Source organism: Duganella sp. CY15W (genome assembly GCF_009857555.1).
Classification (GTDB): domain Bacteria; phylum Pseudomonadota; class Gammaproteobacteria; order Burkholderiales; family Burkholderiaceae_D; genus Rugamonas; species Rugamonas sacchari.
In genome coordinates, this window is record NZ_WWCQ01000003.1 from 799,111 (window position 1) to 811,210 (window position 12,100).

Genomic DNA, 12,100 nt, shown 5'->3' on the forward strand with positions numbered 1-12,100 from the left:
ACTGGCCGACATTGCTCACGGAGGCCAGTCATGCCCATGCACTACCTGCGGACCTACGCCGGTCCGCACCGCACCGACATCAGCAACCGCCGCCTTGGCCGTTCGCTTGCCTTCGTGGCTGGCGCGGTCAACGCAGGCGGTTTTTTCGCTGTGGGACAGTACACGTCGCATATGTCCGGCATCGTGTCGGCGCTGGCGGACAACCTGGCGCTGGGCGAATTGGCGCTGTTGTGGGCGGGACTGGCGTCGCTGGCGGCATTCTTCATGGGCGCCGCCACGTCGGCCATCCTGATTAACTGGGGACGCCGGCACGAAGCCCACAGCCGCTATGCCTTGCCCTTGCTGCTGGAGGCAACGCTGCTGCTGGTGTTCGGGCTCACGGGCGCGCAACTCGCATCGCAGGGCCATGTCGCCGGCACTGTCGCTTTGCTGTGCTACGTGATGGGTTTGCAGAACGCCATCGTCACCACGGCGTCGCGTGCGGAGATCCGCACAACGCACGTGACGGGCCTCGTTACGGACATCGGCATCGAACTGGGCAAGCTCGCCTACTGGAATCGCGATGTCAACGCCGCCCGCGTCACGGCAGACCGCCAGCGTCTGGCGCTACTGGGCTCCCTGCTGGCCATGTTCCTGCTCGGTGGCGTGACTGGCGCCTTTGGTTTCAAGTACCTGGGTTTCATCGCCACCGTGCCGCTGGCCGTGGTGCTGCTGTTGCTGGCTATTGTTCCGTTGTTTGATGATGTGCGCGGGCGCGTGGGAAGTAGTCTTTGACGTAGCGCTTGGGCACTTCGACAAAACCGTAGTCTTCGTAAAACAGGTGCGCTTGCGGGCGGCGCATGCTGCTTGAGAGTTCGGTATGGCTGCATCCGCGCCGTATTGCCTCCTGTTCCGCGCAGCGCATCAAGGCGCTGCCTGCGCCGCTGCGGCGTACGGCCGCATCCACCACAAAGGCGCTGACCACGGCATATTGCGCGGTGGTGCTCATGGGAAGAACGTAATTCTGGGTCAGTACGCCGATGATGCCGGCCGGCGTTTCAGCGATCCAGCAATCGGCGTCGCGGTCATGGAAAGCTGGCCAGCGCTGCGCCAGCTGTTCAAGCGTGTTGGGATAGCCCAGCTGGAAAAATAATTCGGCAATGCGGGGCAGGTCGGTGGGTTCGGCTTTTCGGATAATCATCGTGCTTGAAATAGATGCGCAGGGACGGCGCCATCCCTGCGCTGGTTAATCATCAGAATGCGTGACGCAGGCCGATGTTGAACTCGCGCGTACCCGCCACCGCGCCGGTTTGCGTTGCCGTCGGCAGCGTGGCGTTATAGGTGTGGTAGGTGGCGCCATTCTTGTTGGTGACGCGCGCAGCGGACATGTAGGCGATGGTGCGCTTGGACATATCGTAGGTCCAGGTGACGGCAATCTGATGGGCGTCCTTGTCCGCGCTGCTCTTGTCGTCCTTGCGGATATAGCTGGCCAGCAGGGTGTTGGCGCCAAACGGAATCGATGCGCCCAGCAGCAGGTCGCGGTTGTCGGTGCTGCCCGTGCCCTTGTTATTGCCATAGATGGCGATGGCCTTGAGCACCTGGAAGTTGTAGCTGCCGCTGATAACGTAATTGGTCGACTTGTCCGTGGCGGTGGCATTGTTCAACGAGTTATAGCCCACCTTCACCAGCACCGGGCCATCCGCATAGGTGATGGAGGCGCCGATATCGCGGCCGGCGGCGTTATTGCCTGCCACCTCGCCAAAACCATACAGCACGTCCGCAGTCACAGCGCCCATGGCCGGCGTGGTGTACTTGACCGAATTGTTCACGCGCTTGCCATTGGTGGCGAAGAAGTTACTGCCCGCGCCGGCAAAACCGTCATCCATCGGCTCGACCAGCTTCCATGCCAGATACTCAGGCCCGTACTGGCGGCCCAGCGTAATCGCTCCCAGCGTATTGCTCTTGAGTCCCACGAACGCCTGGCGGCCAAACAGCACGCCGCCCTGATCGGAAGCGCCGGTATCCGCCAGGATGCCCGATTCCAGCGTGAAGATCGCTGACAGGCCATTGCCCAGATCTTCGGCGCCACGGAAGCCAAGGCGGCTGCCTTGCAGCGTACCGCTTTGCATCTTGGTGTCGTTGCCATTGAAGCCGGTGCTGCCTGCCGTGGCACCGGAAACGGTGGCAACGCTCAGATCCATCACGCCATAGATGCTGACATTCGATTGCGCCAGCGCGGCGCCGGTGCAGCTTGCGCACAGCGCGGCCGCCAGGAGGTGTTTTTTCATTGCGATGATTTCCATTGAGAGATGGTGGGGTGGAGCGCCGAAGCTTAGTGATTAATTATTACAAGATCGTGACGTCTAGATGACTAAATCTATTTTTCAAAATAAAATAGAGACGTCTAGATGTCATTGTGTTGTCACATTCGATGGCTAAGATGGCGTCGCTGGCTGATGCGCCGGCGTTCCCGTTCAACTCATTGGAGTCGTCAATGCTTCGCCCATCTCTCCGCAAGTCGATGATTGCTGTCCTGTCTTTGCTGGCCATGTCGGCCCATGCCGATACCACGCTGACCGTCTACACCGCACTGGAAGCCGATCAGCTGAAGGCCTACCAGTCGAAATTTGAAGCGGATAACCCGGACATCAAACTCAAATGGGTGCGCGATTCCACCGGCATCATCACCGCCAAGCTGCTGGCGGAAAAAGCCGCGCCGCAGGCCGATGTCGTCATGGGCGTGGCCGCGACCTCGCTGCTGTTGCTGGACAAGGAAGGCATGCTGCAGCCGTATGCACCAAAAGATATCGACAAACTGTCCAGGCGCTATGTGGACAGCGCCGTGCCGCCTACCTGGGTTGGCATGGACGTATGGGGCGCCGCCATCTGCTTCAACACGGTGGAAGCGGCCAAGCTGGGATTGAAGAAACCGGAATCGTGGAAAGACCTGCTCAAGCCCGAGTACAAGGGCAAGATCGTGATGCCGCATCCGGCCTCCAGCGGTACTGGCTACTTCGACGTCACGGCGTGGCTGTCGCTGTTCGGCGAGAAGGAGGGTTGGGCCTACATGGACAAGCTGCACGAGAACATCGCGCAGTACACGCACTCCGGTTCCAAACCATGCAAGCAGGCTGCCGCCGGCGAATTCCCGATCGGGATCGCGTTTGAATACCGCGCCGCCAAACTGAAAGAGGGCGGTGCACCGCTGGATGTGGTGCTGCCGAAGGAAGGTCTGGGCTGGGACGTGGAAGCAACCGCCATCCTCAAAGCCAGCAAGAACCAGGAAGCTGCGCGCAAGCTGGCCGATTGGGCAGCATCGCGCGCGGCCAATGAGCTGTATGCGAAGAACTTCGCCATCGTCGCTTACCCGGGCGTGACCAAGCCGCATCCTGCCATTCCTGCTAACTATGAAACGCTGCTGATAAAGCAGGATCTGAAATGGTCGTCGCGCGAACGTGACCGCATCCTCACTGAATGGACCAGGCGCTACGACGGCAAGGCAGAACCAAAGTAAGGCAATCAACATGAAACAGACCGACTTACTGCTCTCCGATATCGCCCTGGTGGCGCCGCAGCCGGACTGGCTGCGCATTGAAGGCGTCAGCAAGCGCTTCGGCACCGCCGTGGTGCTGGAGCAGATCAATCTGGCCGTGCGGCGTGGTGAATTCGTTTGTTTGCTTGGCCCTTCGGGCTGCGGCAAGACCACGCTGCTGCGCATCATCGCCGGTCTGGAGCAGCAGGATGGCGGTGTGGTGGTGATGGGCGGCCGTGATATCGGCCGCCTGCCGCCGGGGCAGCGCGACTACGGCATCGTATTCCAGTCGTATGCGCTGTTCCCGAATCTGACAGTGGCGCAAAATGTGGCTTATGCACTGCGCTTGCCGCGCAAGGAGCGCAAGGAACGCGATAAGCGCGTGGCGCAACTGCTGCAAATGGTGGAGCTGGATGGCAAGCAGGAACACTATCCGGCGCAATTGTCCGGTGGCCAGCAGCAGCGCGTGGCACTTGCGCGTGCGCTGGCGACGTCGCCTGGCCTTCTGCTGCTTGATGAACCACTGTCGGCGCTGGACGCCAAGGTACGCGACAACCTGCGGCAGGAGTTGAAGACCTTGCAGCGGCGTCTGGGCATTACCGCCATCATGGTGACGCACGATCAGGAGGAAGCGCTGGCGATTGCGGATACCATCGCGGTCATGTCGCGCGGCCGCATCGAGCAGACCGGAACGCCGGAGCAGGTCTATCGCGAACCAGCGACGCGCTTCGTCGCCGATTTCGTCGGCTGCGCCAACTGGCTGCCGGTGCGGCAGGACGATGCTGGCGTGGTGTCGGCTGGCGACCTGTCCTTCGGATTCAGCCTGCCCGCTGGCGCCCGCTCGGCGACAGCGTTTTGCCGGCCGGAGGATATCTGCGTCGAGCCGCATTGGTCGGCAGGCGGCAAGATGACCATGGCCATCGTCGAGCGCGTCGATTTTCTGGGGAGCGTGCGTCGTGCCTTGCTGTCGCTGGCGTCGTCGCGCGACGTGCAGCTGACCGTGGACGTGGCGCGCAACGAGCCGGGCTACGATTTGCTGGTACCGGGCCAGCGCGTGCCGATTTCCGTCGCTCCGCACAAGGTGCGCTACTTTGTCGATGGTGCGGCGTGATTGCGTTGCCGATGCCATCCTGGCTGGCCAGGCCCGGCTTTCAGAGCGCAGAGGATCGCATCGCTGCGCTGCTGCAGTGGCTGTGCCTAGCCGCGCTGCTGGTCTTTATCGCTTTGCCGCTGGCTGCCATCTTCATCAAGGCCGCCGAGGATCGCAGCGGCGCCTATGTCGGGCTGTCGCAGATTGTGCAAACCGTCTCCGAGCCGCGCATACAGGACGCTGCGTGGAACAGTCTCCAACTGGCATTCGCCACGTTGGCGCTGGTGCTGCCAGCCGCCTTCCTGTTTGCTTTCGCGCTGACCCGCTCGCGCATCGCAGGCCAGCCGCTGCTGCGATTGATCGCGCTGTCGCCATTGCTGGCGCCATCGCTGATGCCGGCCATCTCGCTGGTCTACCTGTTCGGCAACCAGGGCCTGCTCAAAAACTGGCTGGGTGGCGCAAGCATTTATGGTCCGCTTGGCGTCGTGCTGGGCGAAGCTTTTTACACCTTCCCGCACGCGCTGCTGATACTGACTGCCGCGCTGTCTGTCGCCGACGCGCGCCTGTACGAAGCTGCCACCGCCATGGGCGCCAGTCCATTGCGTCGCATGCTGACGATTACGCTGCCGAATGCGCGCTACGGCCTGGTGTCTGCGGCAACGCTGGTCCTGACCATGGTGGTGACCGATTTCGGCGTACCCAAGGTTATTGGCGGCCAAACCAATCTGCTCGCGCTGGAAGCCTACAAGCAGGTGCTGGGCCAGCAGAACTTCAATCGCGGCGCCGTCATCGGCCTGCTGTTGCTGCTGCCGGCACTCGTCAGCGCGATCATCGAGCGCCGCGTTGCGCGTCGTGCGCAGGCGGCAATGAACGGCCGCTCAGTGCAGTACCGCGCCAAGTCCAATCTGCTGCGCGATGCGCTGCTGATGTCGGCTTGCGGCGTGGTGTCGGCATTCCTGCTGGCGCTGGCCGGCGTGGCTATCGCTGCGGCGTTCATCAAGCTGTGGCCCTATAACATGTCGTTCACGCTGGCGCATTTCGACTTCGACCAGCAGGATGGCGGCGGCTGGCGTTCCTTCCGCAATAGCCTGCTGCTGTCCGGCGCCAGCGCGCTGATCGGCACGTTGTTCATTTTCCTGAATGCCTACCTGACCGAGAAGCAGCCTGCCGCGCGCAGCGCTGCCCAGCTGTCGCGTGCCATTGCCATGATACCGATGGCCGTACCCGGCATGGTGCTGGGGCTGGGCTACGTGCTGTTCTTCAACGCGCCCGCCAACCCGCTGCATGGGCTGTATGGCGGCATGGTCGTGCTGGTGGTTTCCTGCATCTGCCACTTCTACACCACCGCGCACCTGACGCTGACGACATCGCTGCGCCAGATCGATGGCGAGATCGAAGCCGCCGCGCGCAGCCTGGGGCGCGGCTGGTGGGTGTGCTGTCTGCGCGTCACACTGCCGGTGGTGCTGCCCTCGATGCTGAACGTCTTCCGCTACCTGTTCGTCTCTAGCATGACGACCGTGAGTTGCGTGATTTTCCTGTATAGCCCGCAGACCGAGCTGGCGTCGCTGGCGGTCCTCAACATGGACGATGCAGGCGATACCGCCGCAGCCGCCGCCATGGCCACGCTGATCTTCGCTGGCGCCTGCGCAGTGTCGCTGCTGGTGAATGCCATCGGTTGGTGGTGCGAGCGCCGCGTGCAACGCTGGCGTGCTGCCTGAACGGATTCTGATTTTTCACCTCACTTGATATGACACACATGCAAGCTCCATTGTTGTTAACTCCGGGTCCACTGACCACCACCGTCCGCACCAAGAACGCCATGCAGTCCGACTGGGGTTCGTGGGACAGCGATTTCAACGCGCTGACCGCGCGCGTCGGCCGCCGCCTGCTGTCCATCATCGATGGCGAACAGGATTACGCCTGCGTGCCATTGCAAGGCTCGGGCACCTTTGCGGTGGAAGCCGCCATCGGCACGCTGATGCCGCAGGACGGCAAGCTGCTGGTGCTGGTCAACGGCGCATACGGCAAGCGCATGGCGCAGCTGACCAGCATCATGGGCCGCCGGGTCGAAGTCGCCGATTTTGGCGAAACCTCGCCAGTCGATCCTGCCGTGGTGCGTGCGCGCCTGGCTGCGGACCAGGACATCACACACGTCGGCGTGATCTACTGCGAAACCAGTACCGGCATCCTGAATCCGCTGCCCGCCATCGCGCAGGAGGTGGCGGCGGCAGGCCGTAAGCTCATCATCGACGCCATGAGCGCATTCGGCGCGCTGCCATTGTCGTGCCGCGAACTGGCGTTTGAAGCAGTCATCGGCTCCAGCAACAAGTGCCTGGAAGGCGTGCCCGGCATGGGCTTTGTGCTGGCACGTAAAGACGCGCTGGCACAGGCGGAAGGCCGTTCGCATTCGCTGTCGCTGGATTTGCATGCGCAGTGGCGCTACATGGAGCAGACCGGTCAATGGCGCTACACGCCGCCGACGCATGTGGTGGCAGCCTTCGATTGTGCACTGGACCAGTACGAGGAGCAGGGCGGCCAGCCGGCACGCCTGGCGCGTTATCAGGACAACTGCAAGGCGCTTATCGACGGCCTGGCCGGTATCGGACTGCGCTCGTTCCTGCCTGCGGACATCCAGGCGCCCATCATCGTCACCGTACACGCGCCGGATCATCCGAACTGGAACTTTACTGAGTTCTACCGCCGCGTAAAAGAGCGCGGCGTGATTCTGTACCCGGGCAAGCTGACGGCGGTGGAGACGTTCCGCGTCGGCTGCATTGGCGCCATCGACGCCACGGATATCGCCCGCGCCGTCGCCGCCATCGCTGCGGTGATGGCGGACATGGGACTGCGCAAGCGCCGCGCCTATCATGGAGGTGTGCAGGCGGTGATCTTCGACTGGGCTGGCACCATGGTGGACTTTGGCTCGTTTGCGCCAACGCAGGTATTGATTGACGCCTTCGCCGGCTTCGGTGTGGACATCTCGCTGGCGGAAGCCCGCGTGCCGATGGGATTGGCGAAGTGGGATCACATTCAGGCGCTTGGTCGCCAGGATGGCGTTGCCCAGCGCTGGCAAGCGCGCTTTGGTGCGCCGATGTCGGACCAGGACGTCGATGCGCTCTACCAGGCCTTCCTGCCGCTGCAGGTGGAGCGTGTCGGCCAATACTCCGCACCGATCAACGGCGCGGTGGACGTGCTTGCAGGGCTGCGCCAGCGTGGCATCAAGATCGGTTCCTGCTCCGGCTACCCGCGCATCGTGATGGACAAGCTGCTGCCGCGCGCCGCCGCCGATGGTCTGGTGGTGGACCATGCCGTCGCCACCGATGACTTGCCGCCCGGCGGCCGTCCCGGCCCATGGATGGCGCTGGAAAACGTCATCGCGCTGGGCGTGAAGGACTTGCCGGCCTGCGTCAAAATCGACGATACCACTCCCGGCATCGCGGAAGGCCTGGCGGCTGGCATGTGGACGGTGGGGGTGGCGCTGTCCGGCAATGAAGTTGGCCTGACCGAACAGGAGCTGGCCGCGCTGCCTGCACACGAACGCGCGCGGTGCGCTGCCGTCGCGGCGGACAAATTGCTGGCGGCGGGCGCCCACTACGTCATCGGCAGCATCGCCGAACTGCCGCAGGTGATCGAACAGATCGAAGCCCGCCTGCAACAGGGAGAACGGCCATAGGCGTGCATACCACTTCACCGTTAAATATGCGACAATCGGCGCGGTTTCCTTTATGCCCGATGGAGTACTGCTGAATGTCCGAAAATTTGATCGTCCGCCAGACCGGCACCGCCGTCTGGAAGCAGATCCAGGAATCGCTGGGTAACGAGATCCTGTCCGGACGTCTGCAGGGCCGGCTGCCGAATGAAACTGAACTGGCCGAGCGCTTTGCCGTCAACCGCCACACGGTGCGGCAGGCGGTCAAGGCGCTGGTGGAGCAGGGCATGGTGCAGGTGGTGCATGGCCGCGGCACTTTCGTACGCGATGATTTCATCGATTACCAGATCGGCCGCCGTACCCGCCTCGCGCACAGCGTGGTGAAGGCGCGCCGTGTCGGTAAAAGCGAAATCCTCGATTGGGAGAGCGTGCGGCCGACGGCGGAAATCGCCGGCCTGCTGGAACTGTCCGCACGCGCCAAGACGCTGGCCATCAATTCGCTGGACGTGGTGGACGGTAAAGTCATCGGTGTCTGCACGCAGTACTTCCCGCTGCCGCGCTTTGACGGTTTCGGCGAGGCCTATGCGGAGGTGGGCAAGACTCATCTGGCGCTGGCGCAGTTTGGCGTCGAGCAGTTCCAGCGCAGGTTAAGCCGCATCACCGCGCGCCTGCCGACCAACGAAGTGGCGCAGCAGCTGGGACAACCGACTTCGCTGCCTATCCTGTATGTTGAAACGGTCTATGTCGATCAGGACAACAAGCCCTTCGAATACGGCATCTCCAACTTCAGCAGCGCTGCCGTGCAACTGGTGATTGAGCCGGATTAAAGTTGGTCTATACTTGGCGGATGAATGAAACCGCTACCACTCCCGTAGACAATCACCAGAAGCGTGCCGGCATCGAGCGCCGCGAACGTACCAGGGCGCTGCTGATCCGCAGCGCCATCGGCGTGTTTGCCCAGCTAGGCCCGGATGCGCCCGTGATTGACGACTTCATCGCCGCCGCCGGTGTCGCGCGTGGTACTTTTTACAATTATTTCAAGACCACCCACGAGCTGCTGGCTGCCGTCACGGCGGAGCTCAATGAAGAGGTGCTGGGCATGGTCGATCCGCACGTGCTGCGCTACGACGATCCGGCCGAACGCTTCTGCATCGGTACGCGTTTATACGTACACTTCGCGCTGCGCTATCCGGTGTGGGGCGCCTTCCTGACGCGCATCGGTCCTGCCCATGCGGTGCGCGGGCGTCGTCTGGACCGCTTCCTCACGCGCGACCTGGAGCTGGGCATCGCCAATGGCCGCTTTGCCGCCGGCAGCGCGCTGGTGGTGCGGGACATGATACTGGGTTCAGTCTTCTTCGGCATCGAGACCTTGCTGACCGAAGGTGGCAGCAGCCAGCATATCGAAGACATGCTGTTCACCGTATTGCGCGGCATCGGACTGGCAACGGAAGAAGCCCGGCGCATCGCCTATATGCCGCTGCCGGAAATCGGCCCGGTATCGTCGCCCGTCTTCGCCACGTTGAAGACGGTGCAGGATAACTGATGTGGTCTTGCTCATCCGTGCGCCGTATCGGAATGGGAATTGATATCATCGGCACCTGCTAACTTCGGCTAACTCTGACCCTATGCCATGACCAAGGCCAGCACCGCCACCGCTATCGACATCACCAGCTGCGAGCAGGAACCTATCCGCACGCCGGGAGCGATCCAGCCGCACGGCTTTTTGCTGGCGCTGGACGCGCAGCGCGCCGTGGTGCAGGCCAGCGATAATCTGGCGCAGTTCACCGGCGTGACGCCGGAACAGGCCCTGGGGCGTCCCCTGGCAGAGGTGATCGGCCCCGCAGCAGCCAATATGCTGGCATCCCAACTGGAGGAGCCGCTGCGCGAACGGCCCACCTACCTGGCGACGGTGCGCCTTGACGAACATCCCTATGAGGTGCTGGCCCACGCTGGCGACCAGCTGGCGATACTGGAGTTTGAACCGGGTGCCGGTGCAGGCCTCCAGCATTTATATCCGCTGGTCGGTGACTTCCTTAACAAAATCAGCGAAGCCGATTCCATCGTGGCGCTGTGCCGCCTTGCCGCCGCCGAAATCCGTGCATTGACCGGTTACGGCCGGGTGCTGGTGTATAGCTTCGACGAAGAGGGCCATGGCAATGTGCTGGCCGAATGCCTGGCCGATGGCTATGAAAGCTATCTGGGCCAGCGCTTCCCGGCCAGCGATATTCCGCGCCAGGCGCGCGAGCTGTACGTGGCCAACCGCATCCGCATGATCCAGGACGCCAACTACACGCCTTCGCGATTGACGCCCGCCGATAATCCCGTGAACGGCAAGGCCAGCGACCTGTCGTTTGCCGCCTTGCGCAGCGTGTCCCCTGTCCACCTGCAATACATGCGCAATATGGGGACCCTGGCGTCGATGTCGGTTTCGCTGGTAATCAAGGACCATTTGTGGGGACTGATCTCCTGCCACCATGCCGAAGCGCGCCCGCTCAGCTTCCACCAGCGTACTGTGTGCGAACAGCTGGGGCAAATCCTTGCGCTTCACATCCGCAACCGCAGCGATGCGGATGAACTGCAATTCCGCCTTGAAGTGCGGCGTGCCATGGTGCGCGTGCTGGGCGGCCTGACGCAGGGCACGGACTTCATCGACAACCTGCGCAGCGTGCTGCCCGAGCTGCTGCACTTCGCCCGCGCCGGCGGCGTGGCCGTGGTGGTCGAGGACCGGCTCATCACTTTTGGCGACACGCCCACCGATGACCAGGTGCGCGCGCTGACGCAGTGGCTGGCGGCCAATGTGCAGGACGACATCTTCCACAGCGCGCACCTGAGCGAACGTTATGCGCCAGCGGCGGAATTCAGCAGCAGTGCCAGCGGCTTGATGGCGATGCCGATTTCGCGCATCCACCAGCACTATCTGCTGTGGTTCCGTCCCGAGCACGTGTACAACATCGACTGGGCGGGGCGCCCGGACAGCAAGCAGGGTGGCGCCGCCCAGCTGTCGCCGCGCACCAGTTTCCAGCTGTGGCGCCAGACCATACACGGCACCAGCGCGCCGTGGCGCGAGGCGGAGCTGGAACTGGCACTGGAGTTCCGCGGCGCGCTGCTCGGTATTGCGCTGGAACGCGCCGAGCAGATGGCCGACCTGGCCGAAGAACTGGGCCGCGCCAACAAGGAGCTGGAGGCGTTTTCGTATTCGGTGTCGCATGATTTGCGCGCGCCCTTGCGCCATATCGTCGGCTTTTCCGATCTGCTCATGGAAACAGCCGGCAGCGACAACCCGGAACGGCGCCAGCGCTTCCTGGCCAATATCAAGGACGCCGCCCGCCTGGCCGGCAAGCTGGTGGACGACCTGCTGAGCTTTTCGCAGATGGGCCGCGCGGCGCTGCGCCCCATCCGTTTCAGCATGCGTGACATGGTCCAGGGCTGCATCGACAAGCTGGCCCCCGATCTGCCGCCACACCGCATCAACTGGGAAATCGAACCGCTGCCAGAGGTGGTGGGCGATCCCGCCTTCCTGCAGTTGGCGTTGATTAACCTGCTGTCCAACGCCGTGAAATTTACCGCCAACGCGCATCCCGCCGTCATCCGTATCAGCAGCGAGGAGCTGCCTGGCGAGACGGTGTTCCATGTGGCTGACAATGGCGTCGGCTTCCATATGGAGTATGTGCATAAATTGTTTGGCGTCTTCCAGCGCCTGCACCGCATGGAAGACTTCCAGGGCACGGGCATCGGCCTGGCCAATGTGCGCCGCATCGTCGAGCGTCATGGCGGCCGTGTCTGGGCCTACTCTGCGCCGGGCCAAGGCGCTACATTCTCCTTTACCCTGCCTCATCCTGATTAAGAAACA

General features: G+C 62.8%; 10 protein-coding genes and 1 pseudogene. 9 read left to right on the forward strand and 2 right to left on the reverse strand.

What is annotated here, in order from left to right; all coding sequences use genetic code 11:
* Positions 1 to 30 precede the first annotated feature (30 nt).
* The gene (locus GTP58_RS18655) at positions 31 to 774 is read left to right on the forward strand and encodes a YoaK family protein (protein ID WP_161078699.1); all 744 of its coding nucleotides are present in this window, start codon (positions 31 to 33) and stop codon (positions 772 to 774) included.
* Here GTP58_RS18655 and GTP58_RS18660 read toward each other — a convergent pair.
* Positions 722 to 1,180, reverse strand: coding sequence for a GNAT family N-acetyltransferase (locus GTP58_RS18660; protein ID WP_161078700.1), 459 nt, complete (start codon positions 1,178 to 1,180; stop codon positions 722 to 724). The genes GTP58_RS18655 and GTP58_RS18660 overlap by 53 nt on opposite strands.
* Positions 1,181 to 1,232: 52 nt before the next feature.
* A complete protein-coding gene (locus tag GTP58_RS18665; protein ID WP_161078701.1) occupies positions 1,233 to 2,267 on the reverse strand; it encodes a porin in 1,035 nt (344 codons plus the stop codon).
* A gap of 206 nt (positions 2,268 to 2,473) precedes the next feature.
* Between GTP58_RS18665 and GTP58_RS18670 the strand changes: the two genes are divergently transcribed.
* The 8 genes and pseudogenes from GTP58_RS18670 (at position 2,474) to GTP58_RS18700 (ending at position 12,094) form a co-directional block, all read left to right on the forward strand.
* Positions 2,474 to 3,493, forward strand: a complete 1,020-nt coding sequence (locus tag GTP58_RS18670) for a putative 2-aminoethylphosphonate ABC transporter substrate-binding protein (protein ID WP_161078702.1) — start codon at positions 2,474 to 2,476, stop codon at positions 3,491 to 3,493.
* A 10-nt stretch (positions 3,494 to 3,503) separates the two neighbouring features.
* Positions 3,504 to 4,622, forward strand: coding sequence for a putative 2-aminoethylphosphonate ABC transporter ATP-binding protein (locus GTP58_RS18675; RefSeq protein WP_161078703.1), 1,119 nt, complete (start codon positions 3,504 to 3,506; stop codon positions 4,620 to 4,622).
* 11 nt (positions 4,623 to 4,633) lie between these two features.
* The gene (locus GTP58_RS18680) at positions 4,634 to 6,319 is read left to right on the forward strand and encodes a putative 2-aminoethylphosphonate ABC transporter permease subunit (RefSeq protein ID WP_161078704.1); all 1,686 of its coding nucleotides are present in this window, start codon (positions 4,634 to 4,636) and stop codon (positions 6,317 to 6,319) included.
* Between the two features lie 29 nt (positions 6,320 to 6,348).
* Positions 6,349 to 7,455 (forward strand): annotated as a pseudogene (locus GTP58_RS31420) (2-aminoethylphosphonate--pyruvate transaminase); the annotation flags it as partial.
* Positions 7,441 to 8,274: a phosphonoacetaldehyde hydrolase gene (phnX, locus tag GTP58_RS31425; protein ID WP_255490711.1), complete on the forward strand. Its 834-nt coding sequence runs from the start codon at positions 7,441 to 7,443 to the stop codon at positions 8,272 to 8,274. The pseudogene GTP58_RS31420 and the gene phnX, both read left to right, overlap by 15 nt.
* A 74-nt stretch (positions 8,275 to 8,348) precedes the next feature.
* On the forward strand, positions 8,349 to 9,077 hold the full coding sequence (gene phnF, locus GTP58_RS18690) for a phosphonate metabolism transcriptional regulator PhnF (RefSeq protein WP_161078706.1): 729 nt from the start codon (positions 8,349 to 8,351) through the stop codon (positions 9,075 to 9,077).
* 20 nt (positions 9,078 to 9,097) lie between these two features.
* Positions 9,098 to 9,793 carry a TetR/AcrR family transcriptional regulator gene (locus GTP58_RS18695; protein WP_161078707.1) on the forward strand — a complete coding sequence of 232 codons (696 nt, stop codon included), beginning with the start codon at positions 9,098 to 9,100 and terminating at the stop codon, positions 9,791 to 9,793.
* Between the two features lie 87 nt (positions 9,794 to 9,880).
* Entirely contained in the window at positions 9,881 to 12,094 is a 2,214-nt protein-coding gene (locus GTP58_RS18700) for an ATP-binding protein (RefSeq protein ID WP_161078708.1), read from the forward strand.
* The last annotated feature ends 6 nt before the right edge of the window (positions 12,095 to 12,100 follow it).